This is a genomic window from Streptomyces flavusporus, assembly GCF_046267975.1.
GTDB lineage: Bacteria > Actinomycetota > Actinomycetes > Streptomycetales > Streptomycetaceae > Streptomyces > Streptomyces flavusporus.
The window spans coordinates 8,063,941-8,090,899 of the sequence record NZ_CP176503.1 but is presented as its reverse complement, the minus strand read 5'-3'; the positions used below and the strand labels follow the sequence as shown (position 1 = coordinate 8,090,899).

Below are 26,959 nucleotides of genomic sequence, written 5' to 3'. Positions count from 1 at the left end.
CCGCCCCCGCACGGCCTTGAAGTCAGGCCCCGTCCGGGTCGGCCCGGTTCAGCGCGGGCCGCGGCGTCGGCCCTGCGGTCATCAGGTAGTCGGCCGCGGACGTGTCCGTCACCAGGCTGGTGACCAGCCCCGACCGCAGCACGGCATCGATCGCCGCCGCCTTGCGCTGCCCGCCGGCGATCGCGACGACCTCGGGGATACGGCGGAGCTGGTCGGCCTTGACCGTGATGCACCGCTCACCGAGGTCCCGTCCGACCCGGCGGCCGTCGGAGTCGAAGAGGTGCGCGGACATCTCGGCGGCGACGCCGAGGGACGCGTAGTGCGCACGCTCCTCGTCGCTGAGCATGTCGTGCACCGTCGAGATGCCCGGCTCCCAGGAGCCGATGGAGACGCAGGCGACCGTGACCTTGTCGAAGTACTCGAAGGCCCGGGCGATCCCGGTCTGGTTGCGCAGCGCGGCCGCCGTGGCGGCGTCCGGCAGCAGCATCGGCGCGTAGATGGGATGCGCGTCACCGCCGGACACCTGCGCGGCCCGCCGCACGGCCTCCACCGAGCCTCGCTCGGCGGTGCCGGCGTCGTACACACCCGTCAGCTGCACCACCGTGCAGGGCGGCAGCCGGTCGAGGGCGGCGGCCATGTGAATGGTGGACCGGCCCCAGGCCAGGCCCAGGACGTCCCCCTCGTTGACGAGCTCGCCGAGCAGGTCGGCGGCCACCTCACCCAGGTTCTCGGGATCCGGGGTCTCCTCGGCCTCGGCCGGGGATTCGACCACGACAGCGTGCCTGAGGCCGTAGCGGGCGCGCAGCGCGTCGGAGCGCTCGGCGTCCAGCTCGGCCGGGACGCGGATCTCGATGCGCACGAGATCCCGTTCGAGGGCGGTCTCCAGGACCCGGGCCACCTTGAAGCGGCTGACGCCGAACTCCTCAGCGATCTGGATCTTGGACTTTCCCTCGAGGTAGAAGCGGCGGGCCATAGCCGCCGCCTGCACCAGCTCAGCGGGTCCCATCCGCATGGCTGACCGGCCCGCCGACATACCCGACACGGCGATCTCCTCACTGCTGTTCACACTCTGGATTCGCCGTTCATCCTTGCAGATCCGGCGCGGTTGATCAGCCCTGATCGACGACCGACGGGCGCCGTTCACGTAACCGTGGCTCAGTGGTCGCACGCCCATGTTGCCTGCTTCGTCACCGCCTCCGCCTTGGCCCGCAGGCCACGCACCGCGGCGGCCGGGTCGGCGGCGCCGTACACCGCCGAACCCGCAACGAAGACGTCGGCGCCCGCCTCCGCACACCGCTCGATGGTTGCGTCCGAGACCCCGCCGTCGACCTGGAGCCACAGTTCGAGGCCGTGCTTGCCGATCAGCTCACGGGTGCGGCGGATCTTCGGAAGCATGATGTCGAGGAACGCCTGCCCACCGAAGCCCGGTTCGACCGTCATGATCAGCAGCATGTCGAGCTCGGGAAGCAGATCCTCGTACGGCTCGATGGGCGTCGCGGGCTTGAGCGCCATGGACGCGCGGGCGCCCTTGGCCCTGATCTCCCGGGCGAGACGCACCGGTGCGGCTGCCGCCTCCACATGGAAGGTGACCGAAGAGGCACCCGCTTCCACGTACTGGGGTGCCCACCGGTCGGGGGCCTCGATCATCAGATGGCAGTCCAGCGGAGTGTCCGTCGCCCGAGCCAGGGACTCCACGACCGGCACGCCGAGCGTGAGGTTCGGTACGAAGTGGTTGTCCATGACGTCGACGTGGAGCCAGTCGGCCCCCTCGACCGCCTTCGCCTCGTCGGCGAGGCGCGCGAAGTCGGCGGACAGGATGCTGGGGTTGATCTGCACGGCCATGCCCCAAGCCTGCCATGCCCTCCGGGGGGTGGCGGCATCCGGTCCCGTTGTGGGAACGGTTACACGGAAACCGCGGGCCGTCCTGTGGCTGGTCGCGCCCACGCGGCGGAGCCGCATGGTAAACACAGCCCCGCGCCCCTTACGGGGCGGTTCTCCGGATGAGCGCCAGGTACATCGCGTCCGTTCCGTGCAGATGAGGCCACAGTTGTACGTCGGGGCCGTCGCCGAGGTTCGGTACGTCCGGCAGCAGTGGGCGGGCGTCGATGAGTTCCGCCTCGGGGAACTGCTTGAGCACGTCGGCGACCACGGCCCGGGTTTCGGCGAGGTGCGGCGAGCAGGTCGCGTAGCCGACGACGCCGCCGACGCGCACGGACTCCAGGGCGGTGCGCAGCAGCCCGCGCTGAAGCGGCGCGAAGCCGTCGAGGTCCTCGGGCCGGCGCCGCCAGCGCGCCTCGGGCCGCCGCCGCAGGGCGCCCAGCCCGGTGCACGGCACATCCATCAGCACGCGATCGAAGGTGCCCGGCAGCCACGGCGGCCGGGTCCCGTCGGCGGCGATCACCTGGTAGGGCCCGGGATTGCCGTGCAGGGCCCTGGCGACCAGCCCGGCCCGATGGGGCTGCTTCTCGGCGGCCAGCAGCGAGGCACCCCGCTCGGCGGCGAGGGCGGCGAGCAGCGCGGCCTTGCCACCGGGTCCGGCACACCCGTCCAGCCACCGCTCGTCAGGCCCGTCGACCGACGCGTTGGCCAGGGCCAGCGCCACGAGCTGACTGCCCTCGTCCTGCACGCCCGCACGACCGTCCCGTACGGCCTCGATCGCACCGGGTTCACCGCCCTCGGTGAGCCGCACGGCGTACGGCGACCAGCGCCCCGGCACGGCGGCGTCCTCACACAGCAGCTCATCGGTCGTGGCCCGCCCCGGCCGGGCGACCAGCGTCACCTCCGGCCGCTCGTTGTCGGCCGCCAGCAGCTCCTCGATGCCGGCCCGCCCGCCGCCGAGCGCGTCCCACAGCGCGGAGACGATCCAGCGCGGATGCGAGTGCACGACGGCGAGATGGTCCTCGGGATCCTCGTCGTAGGGCGGCGCAATCCGCTCCAGCCATCCGTCGAGGTCGTGCTGGGCGACCTTGCGCAGCACCGCGTTGACGAACTTGGCCCGCCCGTCGCCGAGCACGACCCGGGCGAGCTCGACGGTGGCGGAGACGGCCGCATGGGACGGGATGCGCGTCCCCAGCAGCTGGTGCACACCGAGGCTCAGCACGTCGAGCACGGGCGGATCGACGTCCCTCAACGGCCGGTCGACGCACTCCGCGATGACGGCGTCGTACGTCCCCTGCCGACGCAGCGTCCCGTACACCAGCTCGGTGGCGAGGGCGGCGTCCCGCCCGTCGAATTCCCCGCTCTCGCGCGCCTTGCGCAGCAGCGGCGGCAACACCAGGTTGGCGTACGCATCCCGCTCGTCGACCGCCCTGAGCGCCTCGAAGGCGAGGATGCGCACAGGGTCCTTCCTGGGCCGACGGTAGGGCTTGCCGGGTTTGCGGGGCCGACGGGAGGTGTCGCTCACGAAAAGGTGCTCCGGATTTCTGTGTACGGTGTGCACCCAGCGTACGTCGAAGGGCTCCCGCCGGGCCCTCAGGCCCCGAGCGTCTCCCCGTCCGCGATACGCACCCCGCGCGCCCAGTCCGCCGCCCGCATCGGCTTCTTGCCCTGAGCCTGCACCCACAGCAGCTCGACGGCGTACGAGCCGGTGCCGACGTGGACGCTGTTCTTGCCGACCGCCGGCTGACCGGGGGCGAGATCCGTCCGGTCGGGCACGGGCGCGACCTGGACGAGCTTGAGCCGCTCGCCCCGGAAGGTGGTCCAGGCGCCGGGCGCGGGGGTGCAGCCCCGCACCACCCGGTCGATCCGCAGGGCGGGCGCGGACCAGTCGACCCGGGCGTCCTCGACGGTGATCTTCGGTGCGATGGTGACGCCGTCGGCGGGCTGCGGGACGGCCTTCAGCGTGCCGTCCTCGATGCCGTCCATGGTTGCGGCGAGCAGCCCGGCGCCGGCGAAGGCGAGCCGCGTCAGCAGGTCGCCGCTGGTGTCGGTGGGCCGGACCGTCTCGGTCACGGTCCCGTAGACGGGCCCGGAGTCGAGCCCTTCCTCGATGAGGAACGTGGACGCCCCCGTGATCTCGTCGCCCGCCATGATGGCGTGCTGCACAGGCGCGGCCCCCCGCCAGGCGGGCAGCAGCGAGAAGTGCAGGTTGACCCAGCCGTGGGCGGGGATGTCGAGGGCGACGCGGGGCAGCAGCGCCCCGTAGGCGACGACGGGACAGCAGTCCGGCCCGATCTCCCGCAGGCGGTCCAGGAACTCCGGGTCCCGCGGCTTCACCGGCTTCAGCACCTCGATCCCGGCCTCCTCGGCCCGCTCGGCGACGGGGCTCGCGACCAGCCTGCGCCCCCGCCCGGCCGGCGCATCCGGCCGCGTGACAACGGCGGCCACCTCATGCCGCCCGGAGGCAAGCAGGGCGTCCAGAGCGGGAACAGCGACCTCGGGGGTACCGGCGAAGACAAGCTTCATGGGCGGACACGGGCCTCTCGGCTGGGTTGGCAACGGGCAACACACAAGTCTATGAGCCCGGAAAACCGCCAACGACGACCAGCCCCCACGGGAGACGTCGGCTTCTCGCCCACCTGGAAAGGGGTGGTGCGCGGGTGGGAGAAAACCGGAGCCCGGCCGAAGGCCGAGCCGACCGCGCACACCCGGCACGGACAGGCGCGCGCATATGCCCATACGCCCCCACTGCGTGACCCGCGGAGCGAATCCGCGTTGGTCAAGAAAGAGTTGACCACAACGGGCCGCGCGACCATCGCGGCCCGATCCTTTCTCCTCAACGCCGGTTCGAGAGGCTTGTTCATGGCCGACCACGCAACCCACGACGCCCAGGCTCGGGCCAGCCTGCACTTGCTGGTGCGGGACATCGAGCGGGTCCGCCGGCAGGTGGACGCACTGCGCACGCTCACCGCCCAGCTGGGCAACGTCTACCGCCCGCGCCGCTCCGGCCCCTCCACGGGCTTCGTCGTCTACGGACGCGCCCCCGCCCCGACGGTCCGGCTCGCCCAGGAACTGCGGGACAGTGTAGAGACCCTGGTGACGGCCGCGGTCGACTTCGACCGCTCACTGGGCTTCTCGTGGGACGCGGTGGGCTCCGCACTCGGTGTCACCAAGCAGGCGGTCCACCGTCGTTACGGCTCTCGCCGCGCCACTGCACAGGCGGCCGCCGAGGCCGAGCGGAGCACGGATCCGTCGGGCACCCGCACGGTCAATGTCAACACCGGAATCCCCACCGTGCCGACGGTCCCCGCGGCCCGCTCCATGCCGACCCAGCCGACCGCGGGCAGCAAGGCGCTGCGCGACGAGGCCAGGCAGCCGACGGCCCTCCCGGGCCCGCGCAACGGCTGACGCCCACTGCCGCACCACGGCTGCCTCACCCGCCCTCCCGGCCGTGTCCGGGAGGGCAGCCGTATGCCCGACGTCACCGCAGCGGCCGTACCCGCGCTCGCCGAGGCAGGCACGGACCGCCGCCCACACCGCACGCGAACGCGCCTCATCCGATGTCGGGCGGATCGATCCGCACCCGCACCGCCTGCCCGGCTCCCCGAGCCATCCGCGCCGCCTGAGTCGCTTTCAGGGCGGCCGCCAGCGCGGCGCCCTTCCCCGGCGGCACCCGGATCAACGCCCGCTCCCACTGTTCTCCGGCAGGCGGCGTCCCCGGCCGCCGCGGCCGCCCCGCCGCCACGGTCGGGGTCACCGGCAGCGGTACGGGCCCCAACACCTCTGCCTCCGGCGGTAGTTCGACGGCCCCCAGGAACTCCGCGACCGCCTCCGCCGGCCCGGACACCGCCGCCATCCGCGACACCGGCGGAAACCCCAGCTCGGCCCGCTCGGCGAGCTCCCGTACCGCATGCCCGACCGGGTCCCACCGCACCAGGGCCTGCACCGGCCGAAGCGTCGGCTCGGCGACGACGGCCACGGTCCCCCCGTCACCGTGCGGCCGTACGAGCGCGGCGGCTGCGATCCACCGCCGCAACGCGTCCTCACCGGCGCGCAGATCGGGCCGCCCGAGCATGGCCCAGCCGTCGAGCAGCAGCGCGGCGGCGTACCCGCCCTCGGCGACCGGCTCGGCGCCGGGCGTACTCACCACCAGTGCGGGCGTCCCCGGCACCGTGTCCAGCACCTGCTCGCGCCCGGAGGTCCGCACCGGCACGGCCGGAAACGCCCGCCCCAGCTCCTCGGCGGTACGCCGCGCCCCCACGACCTGGGCCCGCAACCGGAACGACCCGCATTCCGGGCAGTGCCAGGAGCCTTCCGCACGCCCGCACCACCCGCACCGCAGCGCCCCGGCATCCCGCGCCTCCAACGGCCCGGCGCAGTGCCGGCACCGCGCGGGCGCCCGGCACTGCGCGCACGCCATCCGCGGCACGTACCCCCGCCGGGGCACCTGCACGAGCACCGGACCGCTCCGCAGCCCGTCCCGGACCACCTGCCAGGCGAGGGTCGGCAACCGGGCGGCCCGGGCGGCCTCGTCCCGTGCCAGGTCCTGGTCCCCCACGGTCCGTACGAGCGGAGCGGCCTCCCGCACCTGCTCCCGCAGCGCGGCGAGCGGCCGCGCCCACCCGCTCTCCACGAGCTGTGCGGCCTCCACCGTGCAGCTCCAACTCCCCAGCAGGAACGCGCACTTGTCCTGGGCCGCACGCAGCAGCAGCACTTCCCTGGCATGCGGCTGCGGTGCGTGCTGTTCGCTGTGGCTGTCGTCGCCGTCGTCCCAGATGGCGACCAGCCCGAGATCCCGGACCGGCGCGAACATCGCGGCCCGCGTCCCGACCACGGCCCGTACGGACCCCCGCCGCACGGCGAGCCACTCCCGGTACCGCTTCTCCGGCCCGGCGTCGGCGGTCAGCAGCGCATGCCGCCCCTCTCCCAACAGGGCGGTCAGCGCGGCGTCGACCCGCGCGGCGGAGCGCCCGTCCGGTACGACGACCAGCGCACCGCGCCCCGAGGCCAGCGTCGCGGCGACCGCGCGGGCCAGTTCCTCGCTCCACTCAGGGCCGGGCAGGGCGTTCCACACGGCACGTGGCGCGCCCCCGGAAGCCAGCGCCTCCAGGAAGGCCGCACCGCGCTCATAGCGCGCCCAGGACCCCGTCTCGGGCACCCCGGGCGGCGGCAGCGGCTCCGGTGAAGGCCGCTGCTCGGCCCGCGCGCTGCGTGGCGGCACGGCGAGCTGCAGGACGTCGGCGAGGCTCCCCGCATAGCGGTCGGCCACGGCCCGAGCCAGGCCCAGCAGCTCCTCGCTCAGTACCGGCTCCGGCGAGACGACCTGGGCGAGTGCGGCGAGCGGCCCGGCGTAGTCGGACTCGGCCCTCCGCTCGACGAGGAACCCGTCGATGAGCCCGCCGCCCTCACGACGCCCTTCCCGCACCCGATGCCGCCCGGCCCCGAACCGCACCCGCACCCGCACCCCGGGCTGCGCCTCGGCATCCAGCTCCTCGGGCACGGCGTAGTCGAAGTACCGGTCGAGGTGGAGCACGCCCTTGTCCACGAGCACGCGTGCGACGGGCAGCTCCTTGGCCAGCGCGGCCCCCCGCCACGTCCGCGGCTTGGCCCGGGGCGCCTTGGCCTTCCGCACGCTCTCCCGAATGAACGCGAGCTGCTCCGGCGGCGCTCCCTCGGCCCCGCCGCCGTCCCGCTGCCTGTGCTCGCTGCTCACGCTTGCATTCTTACCAAACGCCACTGACACCGGCGCCCGCCGAGATCACCTCGGCCACGGACTCACGCCCGGCAGCGCTTCCGCCTTCCTGTCAGCCGTTTTCGCGCATGCCGCACACGCCGAAGCCCGGCCCCCAGGGGGAACCGGGCCTCGTGGAGCGAAGCGGGACCTACAGCCCCGCAGCCGCCCGCAGCGCCTCCACGCGGTCTGTGCGCTCCCACGTGAAGTCGGGGAGCTCACGGCCGAAGTGGCCGTACGCCGCGGTCTGGGCGTAGATCGGGCGGAGCAGGTCGAGATCGCGGATGATCGCGGCCGGGCGGAGGTCGAAGACCTCGTCGATGGCCTTCTCGATCTTCTCGTGGTCGATCTTGGCGGTGCCGAAGGTCTCGACGAACAGACCGACCGGCTCGGCCTTGCCGATCGCGTACGCCACCTGGACCTCGCAACGGGAGGCCAGGCCCGCGGCGACCACGTTCTTGGCGACCCAGCGCATCGCGTACGCCGCCGAGCGGTCCACCTTGGACGGGTCCTTGCCGGAGAAGGCACCGCCGCCGTGGCGCGCCATGCCGCCGTAGGTGTCGATGATGATCTTGCGGCCGGTCAGGCCGGCGTCGCCCATCGGGCCGCCGATCTCGAAACGGCCGGTCGGGTTCACCAGCAGGCGGTAGCCCTCGGTGTCGAGCTTGATGCCGTCGTCCAGGAGCGCCTTCAGCTCCGGCTCGACGACGAACTCCCGGATGTCGGGCGCCAGGAGGGACTCCAGGTCGATGTCGCTGGCGTGCTGCGAGGAGACGACCACCGTGTCCAGGCGGACGGCCTTGTCGCCGTCGTACTCGATGGTGACCTGCGTCTTGCCGTCCGGGCGCAGGTAGGGGATCGTGCCGTTCTTGCGCACGTCGGACAGGCGCTTCGACAGACGGTGCGCCAGGAAGATCGGCAGCGGCATCAGCGTCGGCGTCTCGTCGGAGGCGTAACCGAACATCAGGCCCTGGTCACCGGCGCCCTGCTTGTCGAGCTCGTCGTCGTCGCCCTCGACCCGGGACTCGTACGCCGTGTCCACACCCTGCGCGATGTCCGGGGACTGCGCGCCGATCGACACCGAGACACCACAGGATGCGCCGTCGAAGCCCTTCTTCGAAGAGTCGTAGCCGATCTCGAGGATCTTGTCCCGGACCAGCTGCGGGATCGGCGCGTAGGCCTTGGTGGTGACCTCGCCGGCCACGTGCACCAGACCGGTCGTGATCAGGGTCTCGACCGCGACCCGGGATGACGGGTCCTCGCGCAGAAGCGCGTCGAGAATGGTGTCGCTGATCTGGTCAGCGATCTTGTCGGGATGACCCTCGGTCACGGACTCCGAGGTGAACAGGCGACGGGACACAACGCTCCCTGGGGTTGCAGCGGCTGCTGGCTGATCATTGGCGGACGGGACGGGGGCTGCGCCCGGCGTCGTCCGAGAACAGTTTATCGGTCGCGCTCCGCCGCATGGCCACCGTCTCGCCTCTCGGGAGCGCTGTGACCTGCGGCACGGGCATTCTGCCCAAAGTCCGGCTGCGTTGGCCAGGGTCGCCACGCCTCAAATGTGCACGTGTGCGGAGCGCGGTGGAGCGCATGAAGCATTCAGCGCAGTCGTTCGGACACCAGGTCCCACACCGTTTCGGCCAGTGCCTCCTTCGGGCCGTACGGTACGGGGATCTCGGTGCCGTCGGCGCCCAGCACCACGGCCTCGTTCTCCTCGGAGCCGAAGGTCTTGCGCTCCCCCACCTCGTTCACCACGAGGAGGTCGCAGCCCTTGCGCTCCAGCTTTCTGCGACCGTTGGCGAGGACGTCGTCGGTCTCGGCGGCGAAGCCGACGATCACCTGTCCCGGTCGGGCGCGGTCGGCCGAGATCTCGGCCAGGATGTCCGGATTCCGCACCAACACGATGGGGTCCGGGTCCTGCCCGTCCTTCTTCTTGATCTTCCCGGCGGCGTACGTCGCCGAGCGGAAGTCGGCGACCGCCGCGGCCATCACGACCGCGTCGGCGTCCGCAGCCGCCTTCAGCACCGCCTCGCGCAGCTGTACGGCCGTTCCGACCGGTACGACGTCCACGCCGGCCGGGTCGGGCAGGCCGGTGGTGTTCGCCGCGACCAGGGTGACCCGGGCTCCGCGGGCGGCGGCCGTACGGGCGAGGGCGTAGCCCTGCTTGCCGGAGGAGCGGTTGCCGAGGAAGCGGACCGGGTCGAGGGGCTCGCGGGTGCCGCCGGCGCTGACGACGACATGGCGGCCCCGGAGGTCCGGCTCGGTGACGCCCCGGGCCAGGACGCGGCGGCAGACCTCGAAGATCTCGCCCGGGTCGGGCAGCCGGCCCTTGCCGGTGTCGACGCCGGTGAGCCGCCCGACGGCGGGCTCGATGACGACCGCGCCGCGGCGGCGCAGCGTCGCCACGTTCTCCTGGGTGGCCGGGTGCTCCCACATCTCCGTGTGCATGGCGGGGGCGAAGACGACCGGGCAGCGGGCGGTGAGCAGGGTGTTCGTCAGGAGGTCGTCGGCGAGGCCGTGGGCGGCCTTGGCGAGCGTGTCGGCCGTGGCCGGGGCGACGACCACCAGGTCGGCCTGCTGGCCGATGCGCACATGCGGCACCTCGTGGACGTCGTCCCAGACCTCCGTCGAGACGGGGTTGCCGGACAGGGCGGACCAGGTCGCGGCGCCGACGAAGTGCAGGGCGGAGGCGGTGGGAACGACACGGACGTCATGACCGGACTCCGTGAGTCTGCGCAGCAGCTCACAGGCCTTGTACGCGGCGATGCCGCCGCTGACCCCCAGAACGACCTTGGGCTTGTCCACCGTCTCTCCCCGGACTCGGCAACGTACGACTCCACTGCATCATCGCGGGGGACGACCCCGCACCCCCGAGCAGACCACAGGCCCGGCAGTCGCGCTGCCGGGCCTGTGGATAAGACTGCTGCGAGCAGAAAATACTACTGCGCCGGGCCCTCGATGGCCTCGGAGGTCAGCAGCCCCGCGTTGATCTCGCGCAGGGCGATCGAGAGCGGCTTCTCGTGGACGTGGGTGTCGACGAGCGGACCGACGTACTCGAGGAGGCCCTCGCCGAGCTGCGAGTAGTACGCGTTGATCTGGCGGGCCCGCTTGGCCGCATAGATCACGAGGCTGTACTTCGAGTCGGTGGCCTCGAGGAGCTCGTCGATCGGCGGGTTGATGATGCCCTCGGGCGCGGAGATGGAAGAGGACACGCTCTACCTTCCGATGGATGGGAAAGAATCAGTCAGGGTGATCAGTCAGTCACGATCACACGACGTCCATCAAGGCTAGCAGCTCGCGCGCCACGTCCTTGACGGAGGTGTTGACCAGGGTCACGTCGAACTCCGGCTCGGCCGCCAGTTCGACCTTCGCGGCCCGAAGCCGGCGCTCGATCACCTCGGGCGGCTCGGTGCCCCGGCCGGTCAGTCTGCGCACCAGCTCCTCCCAGGAGGGCGGGGCCAGGAACACCAGCTGGGCCTCGGGCATGGACTCACGAACCTGCCGGGCGCCCTGGAGGTCGATCTCCAGCAGGACGGGCTCGCCCGCCTCCAACCGCTCCAGTACGGCCGCACGCGGCGTGCCGTAGCGGTTGCCGGCGAACTCGGCCCACTCCAGCAGCTCGCCGTTGGCGATCAGCTTGTCCATCTCCTCGTCGGTGGCGAAGAAGTAGTGGACTCCGTGCCGTTCGCCGGGGCGGGGCTTGCGGGTCGTCGCCGAGACCGAGAGCCAGGCCTCGGGGTATTCCTTGCGCAGATGGGCGACGACCGTGCTCTTGCCGACCCCGGAGGGTCCGGAGAGCACGGTCAGCCGCGGACGTTCGCTCATGCAGCGATTATTCCAGCAATCCGGGAGTGCCCGGGACCAGTCCCGGTGTCCCGGAGGAAGTCAGGAACCGGTGCTGCCGAACTCGCGCTCGAGGGAGGCGATCTGGTTGGAGCCGAGACCACGCACGCGGCGGCTCTCGGAGATGCCGAGTCGCTCCATGATCTGCTTGGCGCGGACCTTGCCCACGCCCGGCAGGGACTCGAGCAGGGCGGAGACCTTCATCTTGCCGATGACGTCGTTCTCCTGGCCCTGCTTGATGACCTCGTGAAGGGAGGCGCCGGAGTGCTTGAGTCGATTCTTGACCTCGGCCCGCTCCCGGCGAGCCGCGGCGGCCTTTTCGAGCGCGGCTGCGCGCTGTTCGGGGGTAAGGGGCGGAAGAGCCACGCCTACGTCACCTCGGATGTCGAACTGTCGGATACGGACCGGTGAGGAACCTAGTCGCCCCACACCTGGGGAGCCACGAGCAACACGCTTGCCCGTTCACTCTCGTCGGAGACTAGCGGTCAAGTCCGCCGGAGTCAGCGAGAACAGCGGAAAAGTCCTGGTCAGCCTCTGTCAGGACAGGATATTTCAGACATACTGCCCTGGATTTGAGGATGTATCCAGCCTCAGACCGCTCGGAGACACTGGTCGGAGGGCTCAGGCCGCCGTCACCGCGGCCCGGATCTCCTCCGCGAAGCGGTCCGCGGCCGCACGCAGCGCCCCGATGTCGGGTCCGTGCCGCAGCACACCCCGGCTGACGTTGGGCACGACGTTGCGCACCGCGGCCCCGAAGACCCGGGGAAGGTCGGCCGGAGTGGCGCCCTGAGCCCCGATGCCCGGGGCGAGCAGCGGACCGTTGATGTCGAGGTCGTACGACGAGAGGTCGCCCAGGGTAACACCGACAACCGCGCCGAAGGAGCCCAGGGGCTCGTCCCCTGCGTTCTCGGCAGCCAGGTGTGCCAGCATCGTCGCGCCGACCGTGCGGCCGTCGGCGCGGACGGCGTGCTGGACCTCGCCACCCTCGGGGTTGGAGGTCAGCGCCAGCACGAACAGCCCCGTACCGTTCTCGCGCGCCAGCTCGACGGCCGGCTCGAGCGACCCGTAGCCGAGGTACGGAGAGACGGTCAGCGCGTCCGAGAACAGCGGGGCGTCCTTGTGCAGGAAGGACTCGGCGTACGCGGCCATGGTGGAGCCGATGTCGCCGCGCTTGGCGTCCATGACGACCAGCGCACCGGCCGCCCGCGCCTCCTCGACCGCCTTCTCCAGGACGGCCACGCCGCGCGATCCGAAGCGCTCGAAGAACGCGCTCTGCGGCTTGAGGACGGCGACCCGGTCGGCCATGGCCTCGACGACCGTGCGGCTGAACCGCTCCAGCCCGGCGATGTCGTCATTGAGGCCCCACTCGGTGAGCAGGGACGCGTGCGGGTCGATGCCGACGCACAGCGGGCCCCGCTCGTCCATGGCGCGGCGCAGCCGGGCTCCGAAGGGTTCGAGAGGAGTCATCCAGTCTTCCTTACGTCGGCGCCGACCGCGTCGGCGAGGGTGGCGTACGGGCTCGTACGGAGGCGGGCGGCGAGGCCCTTGTGGATGGCGCGGGCCCAGAAGGGGCCCGCGTAGATGAAGGCGCTGTATCCCTGTACCAGCGTCGCGCCGGCCAGGATGCGCTGCCAGGCGTCCTCGGCGCTCTCGATGCCGCCCACGCCGACGAGCGTGATGCGGTCGCCCACGCGCGCGTACAGACGGCGCAGCACCTGAAGGGAGCGGGCCTTCAGGGGGGCGCCGGAGAGGCCGCCGATCTCCTTGACCAGGGAGGGTTCGGATTTCAAACCGAGTTCGTCGCGCGCGATGGTGGTGTTCGTGGCGATGATCCCGTCGAGGCCGAGCTCGACGGCGAGGTCGGCGACGGCGTCGATGTCCTCGTCCGCCAGGTCGGGCGCGATCTTCACCAGCAACGGAACGCGGCGGTCGGTCACGCGGCGGTCGGCGGCCTCGCGGACCGCGCTGAGCAGCGGGCGCAGGTGGTCCACGGCCTGGAGGTTGCGCAGCCCGGGCGTGTTCGGCGAGGAGACGTTCACGACCAGGTAGTCGGCGTACGGCGCGAGTCGTTCGGCGGACTTCACGTAGTCCCCGACGGCCTCGGCCTCCGGGACGACCTTGGTCTTGCCGATGTTGACGCCCACGACCGTCCTGAAGACCGGCGTGCGCGAGGCGAGGCGGGCGGCGACGGTCAGGGAGCCGTCGTTGTTGAAGCCCATGCGGTTGATCAGGGCGCGGTCCGGCACCAGCCGGAACAGCCGCTTCCTGGGATTGCCGGGCTGCGGCTCCCCCGTCACCGTGCCGATCTCGACATGGTCGAAGCCGAGCATCGCCATGCCGTCGATCGCGACGGCGTTCTTGTCGAAGCCGGCCGCGAGCCCGAAGGGGCCGTGCATGCGCAGGCCGAGGGCTTCCGTGCGCAGCTCCTTGTAGCGGGGCGCCAGCACGGCCGCGACGAAGGTCCGCAGCACGGGGATGCGGACGGCGAGGCGGATCCACCGGAAGGCAAGGTGGTGGGCCTGCTCGGGATCCATCCGTCGGAAGACCAGACGGAAGAACAGCTTGTACATCACTCAGTGTCCTCACGAAGAGGGGGACACCGTTTCCGGTGTCCCCCTCGGGCTGCTAGTCGCGGGCCGCGGTCAGGAGTTCCGCGTGTTCCTGGAGCGAACGGACGCCCACATCACCGTGGTTGAGGGCATCGATGCCCTGGACGGCGGCGGCGAGCGCCTGAACCGTCGTCAGGCACGGCACCGAACGTGCCACGGCCGCCGTACGGATGTCGTAGCCGTCGAGGCGGCCGCCGGTGCCGTACGGGGTGTTGACGATGAGGTCGACCTCGCCGTCGTGGATGAGCTGGACGATGGTCCGCTCGCCGTTCGGGCCGGTGCCCTCGGACTGCTTGCGCACGATGGTGGCGTGGATGCCGTTGCGCTTGAGGACCTCGGCCGTGCCGGACGTGGCGAGCAACTCGAAGCCGTGGGCGACCAGTTCACGCGCCGGGAAGATCATCGACCGCTTGTCGCGGTTGGCGACCGAGATGAAGGCGCGGCCCTTGGTGGGCAGCGGGCCGTAGGCGCCGGCCTGCGACTTGGCGTACGCCGTGCCGAAGACGGAGTCGATGCCCATGACCTCGCCGGTGGACCGCATCTCGGGGCCGAGGACGGTGTCGACGCCGCGTCCGGAGGTGTCCCGGAAGCGGGTCCAGGGCATCACGGCCTCCTTGACCGAGATCGGCGCGTCCAGCGGCAGCTCGCCGCCGTCACCCCGCGCGGGCAGCAGGCCTTCCGAGCGCAGCTCGGCGATGGTCGCGCCCAGCGAGATCCGGGCGGCGGCCTTGGCCAGCGGCACCGCGGTGGCCTTCGAGGTGAAGGGGACGGTGCGCGAGGCACGCGGGTTGGCCTCGAGGACGTAGAGGATGTCCCCGGCCATCGCGAACTGGATGTTGATCAGGCCGCGGACACCGACGCCCTTGGCGATCGCCTCGGTCGAGGCGCGCAGGCGCTTGATGTCGAAGCCGCCGAGGGTGATGGGGGGCAGGGCGCAGGCCGAGTCGCCGGAGTGGATGCCGGCCTCCTCGATGTGCTCCATGACACCGCCGAGGTACAGCTCCTCGCCGTCGTACAGCGCGTCGACGTCGATCTCGATCGCGTCGTCGAGGAACCGGTCGACCAGGACCGGCCGGGAGGGGCTGATCTCGGTGGACTCGGCGATGTACGCCGACAGCCGGGCCTCGTCGTACACGATCTCCATGCCGCGCCCGCCGAGGACGTACGAAGGCCGGACGAGGACGGGGTAGCCGATCTCGTCGGCGATGGCCTTGGCCTCGACGAAGGTGGTGGCGGTGCCGTGCTTGGGGGCCGGGAGGCCGGCTTCCTTGAGGACCTGCCCGAAGGCGCCGCGGTCCTCGGCAGCGTGGATGGCCTCCGGCGGGGTGCCGACGACCGGCACGCCGTTGTCCTTCAGCGCCTGCGCCAGGCCCAGCGGGGTCTGGCCGCCCAGCTGGACCACGACACCGGCGATCGGGCCCGCCTGCTGCTCGGCGTGGACGATCTCCAGCACGTCCTCGAGGGTGAGCGGCTCGAAGTAGAGACGGTCGGAGGTGTCGTAGTCGGTGGAGACCGTCTCCGGGTTGCAGTTGACCATCACGGTCTCGTACCCGGCGTCGGACAGCGCGAAGGAGGCGTGGACGCAGGAGTAGTCGAACTCGATGCCCTGGCCGATCCGGTTGGGACCCGAGCCCAGGATGATGACTGCGGGCTTCTCGCGCGGCGCGACCTCGGTCTCCTCGTCGTACGAGGAGTAGAAGTACGGCGTGCGGGCCGCGAACTCGGCGGCGCAGGTGTCGACCGTCTTGTAGACGGGACGGATGCCGAGTGCGTGCCGCACCTCGCGCACGACGTCCTCGCGCAGACCGCGGATCTCGCCGATCTGCTGGTCGGAGAAGCCGTGCCGCTTGGCCTCGGCCAGCAGGTCGGGGGTCAGCTCCGGCGCCTCGGCCAGCTCGTCCGCGATCTCCTTGACCAGGAACAGCTGGTCGACGAACCACGGGTCGATCTTCGTCGCCGCGAAGACCTCCTCCGGCGTGGCACCGGCGCGGATGGCCTGCATGACCGTGTTGATCCGGCCGTCGGTGGGCCGGACCGCCGCGCGCAGCAGTTCGTCCTTGTCCCCTGGGTCGCCCACGAACGTGAACTGGCTGCCCTTCTTCTCGAGCGAGCGCAGCGCCTTCTGGAACGCCTCGGTGAAGTTCCGGCCGATGGCCATCGCCTCGCCGACCGACTTCATGGTGGTCGTCAGCGTGGAGTCGGCGCTGGGGAACTTCTCGAAGGCGAACCGCGGTGCCTTGACGACCACGTAGTCGAGGGTCGGCTCGAAAGAGGCCGGGGTCTCCTGCGTGATGTCGTTCGGGATCTCGTCGAGGGTGTACCCCACGGCAAGCTTCGCGGCGATCTTGGCGATCGGGAAACCGGTCGCCTTGGAGGCGAGCGCCGACGACCGCGACACGCGCGGGTTCATCTCGATGACGATGACGCGGCCGTCGTCCGGGTTCACCGCGAACTGGATGTTGCAGCCGCCGGTGTCGACGCCGACCTCGCGGATGACGGCGATGCCGATGTCACGCAGCATCTGGTACTCGCGGTCGGTGAGCGTCATCGCCGGCGCGACGGTGATCGAGTCGCCGGTGTGCACACCCATCGGGTCGAAGTTCTCGATGGAGCAGACGACCACGACGTTGTCGTGCTTGTCGCGCATGAGCTCCAGCTCGTACTCCTTCCAGCCGAGGATGGACTCCTCCAGGAGCACCTCGGTGGTGGGCGAGAGCGTGAGGCCCTGACCGGCGATGCGGCGCAGTTCCTCCTCGTCGTGCGCGAAGCCGGAGCCGGCGCCGCCCATGGTGAAGGACGGGCGGACGACGACCGGGTAGCCGCCGAGCTGCTCGACGCCGGCGAGCACCTCGTCCATGGAGTGGCAGATGACCGAGCGGGCGGACTCGCCGTGCCCGATCTTCTTGCGGACCTCCTCCACGACCTCCTTGAACTGGTCGCGGTCCTCGCCCTTGTGGATCGCCTCCACGTTGGCGCCGATCAGCTCGACGCCGTACTTCTCCAGGACGCCGTTCTCGTGCAGCGAGATGGCGGTGTTGAGCGCCGTCTGGCCGCCCAGGGTGGGCAGCAGCGTGTCGGGCCGCTCCTTGGCGATGATCTTCTCGACGAACTCCGGGGTGATCGGCTCGACGTAGGTGGCGTCGGCGATCTCCGGGTCGGTCATGATCGTCGCCGGGTTGGAGTTGACGAGGATGACCCTGAGGCCCTCGGACTTCAGGACGCGGCACGCCTGGGTGCCGGAGTAGTCGAACTCGGCGGCCTGGCCGATGACGATCGGGCCGGAGCCGATGACCAGGACGGACTGGATATCGGTGCGCTTAGGCACGCTGGCCCTCCATCAGGGAAACGAAGCGGTCGAACAGATAGGCGGCGTCGTGCGGGCCGGCTGCCGCTTCGGGGTGGTACTGGACGCTGAAGGCCGGCCGGTCGAGCAGCTGGAGACCTTCCACCACGTTGTCGTTGAGGCAGACGTGGGAGACCTCGGCGCGGCCGTAGGGGGTGTCAGAGACCTTGTCGAGCGGGGCGTCGACGGCGAAACCGTGGTTGTGCGCGGTGACCTCGACCTTGCCGGTCGTCCGGTCCTGCACCGGCTGGTTGATGCCGCGGTGGCCGTACTTCAGCTTGTAGGTGCCGAAGCCGAGCGCGCGGCCCAGGATCTGGTTGCCGAAGCAGATGCCGAACAGCGGGGTGCCGCGCTCCAGGACCGCCTGCATCACGGAGACCGGGTGGTCGGCGGTGGCCGGGTCGCCCGGACCGTTGGAGAAGAACACGCCGTCGGGGTTGACGGCGTACACGTCGTCGGCGGTCGCCGTGGCGGGCAGCACGTGCACCTCGATGCCGCGCTCGGCCATCCGGTGCGGGGTCATGCCCTTGATGCCGAGGTCGACGGCGGCGACGGTGAATCGCTTCTCCCCGATGGCCGGGACGACGTACGGCTCGGTGGTGGCGACCTCGGCGGAGAGGTTCGCGCCCTTCATCTCGGGGGCCTGGCGCACTTCGGCGAGCATGGTGCCCTCGTCGGGCAGCGCGTTGCCGGAGAAGATGCCGACGCGCATGGCGCCGCGCTCACGCAGGTGCCGGGTCAGCGCGCGCGTGTCGATGCCGGAGATGCCGACGACACCCTGGTCGCGCAGTTCCTCGTCCAGGGACCGCCTGGAGCGCCAGTTGGACGGCACGCGCGCGGGGTCCCGTACGACATAACCGGAGACCCAGATCCGCTTCGACTCCGGGTCCTCGTCGTTGACGCCGGTGTTGCCGACGTGCGGGGCGGTCATCACGACGACCTGACGGTGGTACGACGGGTCGGTCAGCGTCTCCTGGTAGCCGGTCATGCCGGTGGAGAACACGGCCTCGCCGAAGGTCACCCCCACGGCCCCATAGGCACGGCCGCGGAAGATCCGGCCGTCCTCCAGGACGAGTACGGCAGGAACCTTCGCGGTTCCCCTGGTGGAGGTCGTCATCGTTCGGCGCCTTCCGTGGTGGTTGCTTTGATCATGGAGTTAATGACGTCGACCCACTCGTTGTGCTCGGCCGCGTGGTCGGAGCGGAAGCCGGAGTCGATCAGCCGGTCGCCGTGCGCCCAGGTCACCACCAGCAGACCGCCCTCGGTGAGGACCTTGCCTGCGATGCCCTTGTCGAGCCGTGCTTCGCGCAGGGCCTCCACGGGGACGAAGAAGTCGGTGGCCCCGGGGCGTACGACGTCCAGTCCCGCGTCGGTCAGCGTGAGCTCGACCCGGCTGCGGGTGCCCAGGCCGTGCGCCACGACGCGGTCCAGCCACTGACCGGCGGTGGTGGAGCCGTGGTAGCGGCCGCTGAGGCTCAGTTTGGCCGGGCCGGGGTCGTCCGGCGCGGTGGGGAGCTCCGGCAGGTCGCCCTGGAGGGTGCCGCGCCACTTCCAGCCCTCGCGCATCAGCCAGTAGACCAGCGCGACGAACAGGGCGAGGCCCACCACCCAGCCGACGCGGGCGGCCCAGTCGGTCACTTCCGCCGATTCCTTCTCGGCGGCCAGCAGGATTACAGGTGTCACGTGAGCTTCCCGTCGACGAGCGTGGCCTTGCCCCGGAGCCACGTGTGCGTGACACGGCCCGGCAGCTCACGCCCCTCGTAGGGGGTGTTGCGGCTGCGCGAGGCGAAGCCCGCGGGGTCCACCAACCCACGGTATGCCGTGTCGACGAGGGTGAGGTTGGCGGGCTCACCTGCCGAGACGGGACGTCCGTGGCCCGTGGCCTGCCCGATCCGTGCCGGCGTGAAGGACATACGGTCCGCGACGCCGGCCCAGGTGAGCAGCCCGGTGTCGACCATCGTCTCCTGGACCACTGACAATGCGGTCTCCAGGCCGACCATCCCCATGGCGGCGGCGGCCCACTCGCAGTCCTTGTCCTCGTGCGGGTGCGGGGCGTGGTCGGTGGCGACGATGTCGATCGTGCCGTCGGCGAGCGCCTCGCGCAGCGCCAGCACATCGCGCTCGGTGCGCAGCGGCGGGTTCACCTTGTAGATCGGGTTGTACGTCCGGACCAGCTCGTCGGTGAGGAGCAGGTGGTGCGGGGTCACCTCGGCGGTCACGTCGATGCCGCGGGACTTGGCCCAGCGGACGATCTCGACCGAGCCTGCCGTCGACAGGTGGCAGATGTGGACGCGCGAGCCGACGTGGTCCGCGAGCAGCACGTCGCGGGCGATGATCGACTCCTCGGCGACGGCCGGCCATCCGCCCAGCCCCAGCTCCGCGGAGACCACGCCCTCGTTCATCTCGGCGCCCTCGGTCAGCCGCGGCTCCTGCGCGTGCTGGGCGACGACGCCGCCGAAGGCCTTTACGTACTCCAGCGCCCGGCGCATGATCACGGCGTCGTGCACACACTTGCCGTCGTCGGAGAAGACGGTGACACCGGCCGCGGACTCGTGCATGGCGCCCAGTTCGGCGAGCTTGCTGCCCTCCAGACCGACGGTGACGGCCCCGATCGGCTGGACGTCGCAGTAGCCGTGCTGCTGTCCGAGCCGCCAGACCTGCTCGACGACACCGGCGGTGTCGGCCACCGGGAAGGTGTTGGCCATGGCGAACACAGCGGTGTAACCGCCACTCGCAGCCGCCCGCGTACCCGTCAGCACGGTCTCGGAGTCCTCGCGGCCGGGCTCGCGCAGATGGGTGTGCAGGTCGACGAGGCCGGGGAGCAGCACCTTGCCGTCGGCCTGTACGACTTCGGCGCCGTCGGCGCTCAGACCGGTGCCCACCCCGGCGATGGTGTCGCCGTCGATGAGGACGTCCTGCGGCTCGCCGCCGAGCACCTTCGCACCACGGATAAGGATCTTGCTCATGTCTCTTACTTCTCCTCGGTACGGGTGTTGGTGACGGCGGGTTCGTTGCCGCCGAGCAACAGGTACAGAACGGCCATCCGGATGGAGACTCCGTTGGCGACCTGCTCGACGGCGGTGCAGCGCCCGGAGTCGGCGACCTCGGCCGTGATCTCCATGCCGCGGACCATCGGTCCGGGGTGCATCACGATGGCGTGCTCGGGCATCCGCGCCATGCGGTCGCCGTCGAGGCCGTAGCGCCGCGAGTACTCTCGCTCGGTCGGGAAGTACGCGGCGTGCATGCGCTCGCGCTGCACGCGCAGCATCATCACCGCGTCGGACTTGGGCAGCGCGGCGTCGAGGTCGTAGGAGACCTCGCAGGGCCAGGAAGCGACGCCGACCGGCAACAGGGTCGGCGGGGCGACGAGGGTGACCTCGGCGCCGAGGGTGTGCAGCAGGTCGACGTTGGAGCGGGCGACCCGGCTGTGCAGGACGTCGCCGACGATGGTGACGCGTCGGCCGGCGAGGTCCTGACCGAGCCCGGCGTCCCGGCCGACGAGCCGGCGGCGCATGGTGAAGGCGTCGAGCAGGGCCTGGGTGGGGTGCTGGTGGGTGCCGTCGCCGGCGTTGATGACGGCGGCGTCGATCCAGCCGGAATTGGCCAGCCGGTACGGGGCTCCGGAGGCGCCGTGCCGAATGACGACGGCGTCGACGCCCATGGCCTCCAGGGTCTGGGCGGTGTCCTTGAGGGACTCGCCCTTGGACACGCTCGACCCCTTGGCGGAGAAGTTGATGACGTCCGCGGACAGCCGCTTCTCGGCGGCCTCGAAGGAGATCCGGGTGCGGGTGGAGTCCTCGAAGAAGAGGTTCACGACGGTGCGGCCGCGCAGGGTCGGCAGCTTCTTGATCGGCCGGTCGGCGACCCGGGACATCTCCTCGGCGGTGTCGAGGATCAGGACGGCGTCGTCGCGGGTGAGGTCGGCGGCCGAGATGAGATGGCGCTGCATCTTTCAGGCTCCGTAAGGCAGTTCATTCGGGAGATTTCGGGCGGGCAGGAGTGCGCGGAGGCGTACGACGGTGGCGTACGCCTCCGTTTGCTAGTGCTGCGCGCCCTGGGCGGTCTGCTTCACACCGAGCAGCACGGTGTCGCGACCGTCCTCCTCGGCGAGCTGGACCTTGACCGTCTCCCGCAGCGACGTGGGGAGGTTCTTGCCGACATAGTCGGCGCGGATGGGCAGTTCACGGTGACCGCGGTCGACCAGGACCGCGAGCTGCACGGCACGCGGCCGCCCGATGTCGTTCAGTGCGTCGAGGGCGGCGCGGATGGTGCGGCCGGAGAAGAGGACGTCGTCGACCAGGACGACGAGCCTGCCGTCGATGCCGTCACCGGGGATGTCGGTGCGGGCCAGCGCACGCGGCGGGTGCATGCGCAGGTCGTCGCGGTACATCGTGATGTCCAGCGAACCGCACGGGACCTTGCGCTCGGTGATCTGTTCGAGCTTGGCGGCGAGCCGCTGGGCGAGGAAGACGCCTCGGGTGGGAATGCCGAGGAGCACCACGTCGTCGGCGCCCTTGGCGCGCTCGACGATCTCGTGGGCGATGCGGGTCAGCACCCGCGCGATGTCGGGCCCTTCGAGCACGGGCCGCGCATCGGACGCTTGCGTGTCCATACGAAACGGACCTCCTTCTCCGCCTCACGGGACGGACCTTAAAGGACGTCGGGATTGCGCCATCCACGGTAGCAGGCCGGGACGACCGCCCTGATCACCCCCGTTACCTTTTTCGTGGCCCCGCAATGGGGCGCCTGGCCCCCGGGTCCGGTATGGCTGTGTGCCCCCTGTCGTACGGATGACCTGGGGGGTGTTGCCGCCGGGCTTCGGGGCACCGCTTGACCGCTGATGAGGGGCCTGACGACCGCCTGGTCCGGCGCAATGCCGGGCCGCTTCACGGGCGGCATGTCTGCGTAACGTGGTTGCCGGCGTGTGGTGCCGCAGGGACGGCCGGGAGCTGAGGAGACGAGTGGCGAGGGGCACGCGCACATGGTCGACACGACCGCGATAGATCTCTTCCTCGGCCTGGACCTGGGCAAGGAGTTCCACCACGCCCACGGCCGGACCGCGGACGGCAGAACCGTGCACGACAAGCGGCTGCCCAACACCGAGCCGAGACTGCTGGAGCTGTTCACCAAGCTGGTGGCGAAGTTCGGCACCGTTCTGGTGATCGTGGACCAGGTCGCCAACATCGGCGCGCTGCCGTTGACGGTGGCCCGCGCGGCCGGCTGCCGGGTGGCCTACCTGCCCGGGCTGTCGATGCGGCGGGCCGCCGATCTGCACCCGGGCGAGGCCAAGACCGACGCCCGCGACGCGTTCGTGATCGCCGAGACCGCCCGCACCATGCCGCACACACTGCGCGCGGTGGACCGCGACGACGAGGTGCTGGCCGAGCTGACCATGCTCACCGGCTACGACAACGACCTGGCCGGCGAGGTCAACCGCGCCACCAACCGGCTGCGCGGCCTGCTCTCCCAGATCCACCCCTCTCTCGAGCGTGTGCTCGGCCCGCGCCTGGCCTACCCCTATGTCCAGGCCCTCCTTCAGCGCCACGGCTCCCCGGCGAGACTGAGGAAACTGGGCCGGGCCCGCTGCGAGGCCCTGCTCAAGGTGCACGGTTCGCGCAAGGCCCACCACCTGACCGCAGAGATCTTCGACGCGCTCGCCGAGCAGACCCTGGTCGTTCCGGGCACCGAGGCCAGCGCGCTGATCGTGCCAGGACTTGCCGCCCAGCTCGCCGCCGCCCACACCCAGCGCCGCCAGGCCGAGCAGGAGATCGCCGCCCTGCTGGAGGCCCTCCCTCTTTTCCACCTCTTGACGTCCCTGCCCGGCCTGGGCGTCAGGACCACGGCGGCCGTGATCGTCGCGATCGGTGACGGCACCGGCTTCCCCACCGCCGGGCACCTCGCCTCCTATGCCGGACTCGCGCCCGCCACGAAGTCCTCGGGCACCTCCATCCGCGGCGAGCACGCACCCCACCGCGGCAACCGGCTCCTCAAACGCGCCCTGTTCCAGGCCGCGTTCGCCGCGATCGGCTGCAAAGCCGACCTGTCCTCCCGGATCTACTACGACCGGCAACGCGCACGCGGCAAGACCCACACCCAGGCGATCCTCCGCCTGGCCCGCCAGCGCGTGAACGTCATCCACGCGATGATCCGCACCGGGGCCCTCTACGAAGCACGCACCCCGGGCGACGTCGACCTCGCCGCCTGACGACTCCACCGCCCTACCCTCCAGGCCCCATCACGCCCGCGTACCGGCACGGCCAATCCGGCCCTGCCGGCCACCGGGCTGCCCATCAGCCACCCGATCCGCCGGGAACACCCCGATCCGCGGGACGTTCCCGAAAACCACGATCAACCCCTACAAGCCGACCCCACCGGGGTTGACGAAACAGATAGGGGCACCCCCCCTGACGGCCGTGGATCACCCGCTCGGCGCAGTCGACCGCCGATACCACGGAGGAGTCGCTGCGGACCATTCGGCTTGACGCAGGAGAGTAACGCTGCGTAACCTCACAGTGAGTTACCAGCCGCGCGGCATGGAAACAAGCCGGCCGCGTCGACACAGTGTCCGGGGAGCCATATGTCCAGCGAATACGCCAAACAGCTCGGGGCCAAGCTCCGGGCCATCCGCACCCAGCAGGGCCTTTCCCTCCACGGTGTCGAGGAGAAGTCCCAGGGACGCTGGAAGGCGGTCGTGGTCGGTTCGTACGAGCGCGGCGACCGCGCCGTCACCGTGCAGCGCCTTGCCGAGCTGGCGGACTTCTACGGCGTACCCGTGCAGGAACTCCTTCCGGGCACCACCCCCGGCGGCGCCGCCGAGCCGCCGCCGAAGCTGGTCCTGGACCTGGAGCGGCTGGCCACGGTGCCGGCCGAGAAGGCGGGCCCCCTGCAGCGGTACGCGGCGACGATCCAGTCGCAGCGCGGCGACTACAACGGCAAGGTGCTCTCGATCCGCCAGGACGACCTGCGCACACTCGCCGTGATCTACGACCAGTCGCCCTCGGTCCTCACCGAGCAGCTGATCAGCTGGGGCGTACTGGATGCGGACGCGCGTCGTGCGGTGTCCCACGAGGAGGGCTGAGCGCTCCGCGGGTTCAGCAGAAACGTGCCGCCGGGGTGGCCGGAACTTTATGGTTCCGGCCACCCCGGCGGCGTTCTGAGCGCTTCGGGGGCCTTCTGAGCACCCGAGGGCGCGAAAAACGCCTCAGGGCCGCAGCGTGCGAGCTGCGGCCCTGAGGCGTTCAGGTGACTCAGTCCTCGGCGTCCTCAGCGGTGCGACGCAGTGAGGGCTTGAGGTCCTTCAGCCGGCCGAGCAGACCGTTGACGAACGAGGGGGACTCGTCCGTCGAGAACTCCTTCGCCAACTGCACCATCTCGTCCAGCACGACGGCGTCCGGGGTCTCGTCGACCCAGATCAGCTCGTACGCGCCCAGGCGCAGGATGTTGCGGTCCACGACCGGCATCCGGTCGAGCGTCCAGCCGACCGAGTACTGGGCGATGAGCTCGTCGATCCGGGCCGCGTGCTCCGCGTAGCCCTCGACCAGCTGCATTGTGTACTCGCTCACCGGCGGCTGCCGGGTGTCGGTCCGGGAGAGCCGGATCCAGTCCGCGAGGACCGTCAGGACGTCGGCGCCGCGCTGGTCGCCCTCGAAGAGGATCTGGAAGGCGCGCTTGCGGGCCGTGTTGCGGGCAGCCACGGTTAGCTGTTCACCCGGCCGAGGTAGTCGCTCGTGCGGGTGTCGACCTTGATCTTCTCACCGGTGGTGATGAAGAGCGGGACCTGGATCTGGTGGCCGGTCTCCAGCGTCGCGGGCTTGGTGCCGCCGGTGGAACGGTCGCCCTGGACGCCGGGCTCGGTCTCGGCGATGGTCAGCTCGACGGCGGCCGGGAGCTCGACGAAGAGCACCTCGCCCTCGTGCTGGGCGACGGTGGCCATGAAGCCCTCGACGAGGAAGTTGGCTGCGTCGCCGACGGCCTTGCGGTCGACCATGAGCTGGTCGTAGGTCTCCATGTCCATGAAGACGAAGTAGTCGCCGTCCATGTAGGAGAACTGCATGTCACGCTTGTCGACGGTGGCCGTCTCGACCTTGACACCGGCGTTGAAGGTCTTGTCGACGACCTTGCCGGAGAGCACGTTCTTGAGCTTGGTGCGCACGAAGGCCGGGCCCTTACCGGGCTTGACGTGCTGGAACTCGACGACGGACCAGAGCTGGCCGCCTTCGAGCTTGAGCACCATGCCGTTCTTGAGGTCGTTCGTGGAAGCCACGGTTGCGGAATCTCCTGGACTGACGTGGACGACCCCGGGGCACGCGCCTACAACGCGAGCAGCTCCTTGGTCGTAATGGTGAGTAGCTCGGGTCCGCCGTCCGCCTCGGGGCGGACGACGAGCGTGTCATCGATCCGGACGCCGCCCCGGCCCGGGAGGTGGACTCCCGGCTCGACGGTGACCGGCACGCAAGCGTCCAGTTTACCCATGGCCGCGGGGGCAAGCTGAGGGTCCTCGTCGATTTCCAGTCCGACGCCGTGACCGGTGAGGGGCGGGAGGCCCTCCGCGTACCCCGCGGAATCCAGCACCTGGCGTGCGGCGCGGTCGACGTCGCGGTAGGCGGAGCCGGGCGCCAGCATCTCCCGGCCGGCCCGCTGGGCTGCGAAGACCAGGTCGTACAGCTCGATCTGCCAGTCGGCGGGCGAGGTGCCGATGACGAAGGTACGGCCGATCTCGCAGCGGTAGCCGCGGTACGTCGCGCCCAGACACACCGAGAGGAAATCGCCCTCCTCGACGCGGCGGTCGGTGGGGCGGTGGCCGCGACGGCCGGAGTTGGGGCCGGTGGCGACGGAGGTCGGGAAGGCGGGGCCGTCGGCGCCGTGGTCGACCAGGCGGCGCTCCAGTTCCAGGGCGAGGTGGCGTTCGGTGCGGCCCACGAGGATGGATTCCAGGAGCTCGCCGAGGGCCTGGTCGGCGATTTCGGCGCCGATGCGCAGGCAGGAGATCTCCTCCTCGTCCTTGACGACCCTGAGCTGCTCGACCGCGCCGCCGAGATCGGCGAGGCGCAGTCGGGGGGCGACCGAGCGGATGGCGCGGTGCCGGGCGACGGTGAGGTGGTGTTCCTCGACGGCGAGGGAGTCGGCGCCCTGGGATGCGGCGAGGTCGGCGGCCGCGACGGCGGGGTCGCCGGCGGGGCCGGGGCCGGGCAGGGTGTGCACGGGCAGGGCCTCGTCGGGGCGGCCTTCCGTCGGTTTCTCGTCCGGGGGACCGGTGCAGACCAGCAGGTCCTCGCGCTTGCCGATCAGCAGGGCGGCACGCTGGGGTGCCGCTCCTGCGAGGTAGCGGACGTTGGCGGGACGGGAGATCAGCGCCGCTGCGCTGCCGGCCGCGTTGCAGCGCTCCCGTAGCCGGGTTCGGCGGGCCGCGTACACCTCTGACATGAGCCGAGCGTACGAGGGGTGAGCGGTGATCGCCGGTTGGGAGGGCCGAGTGGGCGTCTTCTGCGTCTTCGGCGGGGCCGCATGCGGTTGCGTCGTGGGTCGGGGTCGCGGTGGTGCGGCGAGCCCGCCGCG

24 protein-coding genes are annotated in these 26,959 nt (G+C 71.0%); 3 read left to right on the top strand and 21 right to left on the bottom strand.

Annotated features, from left to right (window positions below; genetic code table 11):
* Window positions 1–22: 22 nt before the first annotated feature.
* The 4 genes from ACKTSN_RS38170 to fmt form a co-directional block, all read right to left on the bottom strand.
* Complete coding sequence (locus ACKTSN_RS38170) at window positions 23–1,066, bottom strand: sugar-binding transcriptional regulator (protein WP_409473250.1); 1,044 nt, start codon at window positions 1,064–1,066, stop codon at window positions 23–25.
* An 89-nt stretch (window positions 1,067–1,155) separates the two neighbouring features.
* The gene (gene rpe, locus ACKTSN_RS38165; protein WP_129796799.1) at window positions 1,156–1,842 is read right to left on the bottom strand and encodes a ribulose-phosphate 3-epimerase; all 687 of its coding nucleotides are present in this window, start codon (window positions 1,840–1,842) and stop codon (window positions 1,156–1,158) included.
* Window positions 1,843–1,981: 139 nt separating this feature from the next.
* Entirely contained in the window at window positions 1,982–3,403 is a 1,422-nt protein-coding gene (locus ACKTSN_RS38160; RefSeq protein WP_409473249.1) for an RsmB/NOP family class I SAM-dependent RNA methyltransferase, read from the bottom strand.
* A gap of 68 nt (window positions 3,404–3,471) precedes the next feature.
* Window positions 3,472–4,404 carry a methionyl-tRNA formyltransferase gene (gene fmt, locus ACKTSN_RS38155; RefSeq protein WP_409473248.1) on the bottom strand — a complete coding sequence of 311 codons (933 nt, stop codon included), beginning with the start codon at window positions 4,402–4,404 and terminating at the stop codon, window positions 3,472–3,474.
* A 336-nt stretch (window positions 4,405–4,740) separates the two neighbouring features.
* Between fmt and ACKTSN_RS38150 the strand changes: the two genes are divergently transcribed.
* Window positions 4,741–5,286, top strand: coding sequence for a hypothetical protein (locus ACKTSN_RS38150; RefSeq protein ID WP_409473247.1), 546 nt, complete (start codon window positions 4,741–4,743; stop codon window positions 5,284–5,286).
* A gap of 145 nt (window positions 5,287–5,431) precedes the next feature.
* Here ACKTSN_RS38150 and ACKTSN_RS38145 read toward each other — a convergent pair whose 3' ends face one another.
* From ACKTSN_RS38145 to pyrR, 14 genes are all read right to left on the bottom strand, one after another.
* Window positions 5,432–7,591: a primosomal protein N' gene (locus ACKTSN_RS38145; RefSeq protein ID WP_409473246.1), complete on the bottom strand. Its 2,160-nt coding sequence runs from the start codon at window positions 7,589–7,591 to the stop codon at window positions 5,432–5,434.
* Between the two features lie 169 nt (window positions 7,592–7,760).
* Window positions 7,761–8,969, bottom strand: a complete 1,209-nt coding sequence (metK, locus tag ACKTSN_RS38140; protein ID WP_129796807.1) for a methionine adenosyltransferase — start codon at window positions 8,967–8,969, stop codon at window positions 7,761–7,763.
* A 239-nt stretch (window positions 8,970–9,208) separates the two neighbouring features.
* A complete protein-coding gene (gene coaBC, locus ACKTSN_RS38135; protein ID WP_409473245.1) occupies window positions 9,209–10,414 on the bottom strand; it encodes a bifunctional phosphopantothenoylcysteine decarboxylase/phosphopantothenate--cysteine ligase CoaBC in 1,206 nt (401 codons plus the stop codon).
* A gap of 134 nt (window positions 10,415–10,548) precedes the next feature.
* Window positions 10,549–10,821: a DNA-directed RNA polymerase subunit omega gene (rpoZ, locus tag ACKTSN_RS38130; protein WP_003977348.1), complete on the bottom strand. Its 273-nt coding sequence runs from the start codon at window positions 10,819–10,821 to the stop codon at window positions 10,549–10,551.
* Between the two features lie 55 nt (window positions 10,822–10,876).
* Window positions 10,877–11,434, bottom strand: a complete 558-nt coding sequence (gene gmk / locus ACKTSN_RS38125) for a guanylate kinase (RefSeq protein WP_409473244.1) — start codon at window positions 11,432–11,434, stop codon at window positions 10,877–10,879.
* Between the two features lie 60 nt (window positions 11,435–11,494).
* On the bottom strand, window positions 11,495–11,818 hold the full coding sequence (locus ACKTSN_RS38120) for an integration host factor (protein WP_003977346.1): 324 nt from the start codon (window positions 11,816–11,818) through the stop codon (window positions 11,495–11,497).
* Between the two features lie 255 nt (window positions 11,819–12,073).
* On the bottom strand, window positions 12,074–12,919 hold the full coding sequence (pyrF, locus tag ACKTSN_RS38115) for an orotidine-5'-phosphate decarboxylase (RefSeq protein ID WP_409473243.1): 846 nt from the start codon (window positions 12,917–12,919) through the stop codon (window positions 12,074–12,076).
* The gene (locus ACKTSN_RS38110; protein ID WP_409473242.1) at window positions 12,916–14,022 is read right to left on the bottom strand and encodes a quinone-dependent dihydroorotate dehydrogenase; all 1,107 of its coding nucleotides are present in this window, start codon (window positions 14,020–14,022) and stop codon (window positions 12,916–12,918) included. Before ACKTSN_RS38110 ends, pyrF begins: the two co-directional genes overlap by 4 nt.
* A gap of 55 nt (window positions 14,023–14,077) precedes the next feature.
* Window positions 14,078–17,386 (bottom strand): carbamoyl-phosphate synthase large subunit, encoded by a 3,309-nt coding sequence (carB, locus tag ACKTSN_RS38105; RefSeq protein ID WP_409473241.1) that lies wholly within the window; start codon window positions 17,384–17,386, stop codon window positions 14,078–14,080.
* Window positions 17,379–18,521, bottom strand: coding sequence for a glutamine-hydrolyzing carbamoyl-phosphate synthase small subunit (gene carA, locus ACKTSN_RS38100; protein WP_224733861.1), 1,143 nt, complete (start codon window positions 18,519–18,521; stop codon window positions 17,379–17,381). Before carA ends, carB begins: the two co-directional genes overlap by 8 nt.
* A complete protein-coding gene (locus ACKTSN_RS38095; RefSeq protein WP_409473240.1) occupies window positions 18,518–19,087 on the bottom strand; it encodes a hypothetical protein in 570 nt (189 codons plus the stop codon). Before ACKTSN_RS38095 ends, carA begins: the two co-directional genes overlap by 4 nt.
* Window positions 19,084–20,370, bottom strand: coding sequence for a dihydroorotase (locus ACKTSN_RS38090; protein WP_409473239.1), 1,287 nt, complete (start codon window positions 20,368–20,370; stop codon window positions 19,084–19,086). The genes ACKTSN_RS38095 and ACKTSN_RS38090 overlap by 4 nt, the downstream gene beginning before the upstream one ends.
* A 5-nt stretch (window positions 20,371–20,375) precedes the next feature.
* Window positions 20,376–21,353, bottom strand: coding sequence for an aspartate carbamoyltransferase catalytic subunit (locus ACKTSN_RS38085; RefSeq protein ID WP_224733864.1), 978 nt, complete (start codon window positions 21,351–21,353; stop codon window positions 20,376–20,378).
* A 90-nt stretch (window positions 21,354–21,443) separates the two neighbouring features.
* Window positions 21,444–22,016, bottom strand: coding sequence for a bifunctional pyr operon transcriptional regulator/uracil phosphoribosyltransferase PyrR (gene pyrR / locus ACKTSN_RS38080; RefSeq protein WP_385511381.1), 573 nt, complete (start codon window positions 22,014–22,016; stop codon window positions 21,444–21,446).
* 369 nt (window positions 22,017–22,385) lie between these two features.
* Between pyrR and ACKTSN_RS38075 the strand changes: the two genes are divergently transcribed.
* Both ACKTSN_RS38075 and bldD read left to right on the top strand, forming a co-directional pair.
* Entirely contained in the window at window positions 22,386–23,609 is a 1,224-nt protein-coding gene (locus tag ACKTSN_RS38075; RefSeq protein WP_409467819.1) for an IS110 family transposase, read from the top strand.
* 372 nt (window positions 23,610–23,981) lie between these two features.
* The gene (bldD, locus tag ACKTSN_RS38070; protein ID WP_129796818.1) at window positions 23,982–24,482 is read left to right on the top strand and encodes a transcriptional regulator BldD; all 501 of its coding nucleotides are present in this window, start codon (window positions 23,982–23,984) and stop codon (window positions 24,480–24,482) included.
* A gap of 169 nt (window positions 24,483–24,651) precedes the next feature.
* Here bldD and nusB read toward each other — a convergent pair whose 3' ends face one another.
* Genes nusB through ACKTSN_RS38055 form a run of 3 tightly spaced genes read right to left on the bottom strand, consistent with a single transcriptional unit; the run spans window position 24,652 to window position 26,827 of the window.
* Entirely contained in the window at window positions 24,652–25,098 is a 447-nt protein-coding gene (gene nusB, locus ACKTSN_RS38065) for a transcription antitermination factor NusB (RefSeq protein ID WP_409473238.1), read from the bottom strand.
* A gap of 2 nt (window positions 25,099–25,100) precedes the next feature.
* Window positions 25,101–25,667: an elongation factor P gene (efp, locus tag ACKTSN_RS38060; protein WP_409473237.1), complete on the bottom strand. Its 567-nt coding sequence runs from the start codon at window positions 25,665–25,667 to the stop codon at window positions 25,101–25,103.
* 47 nt (window positions 25,668–25,714) lie between these two features.
* Window positions 25,715–26,827, bottom strand: a complete 1,113-nt coding sequence (locus ACKTSN_RS38055; protein ID WP_409473236.1) for an aminopeptidase P family protein — start codon at window positions 26,825–26,827, stop codon at window positions 25,715–25,717.
* Window positions 26,828–26,959: the final 132 nt, after the last annotated feature.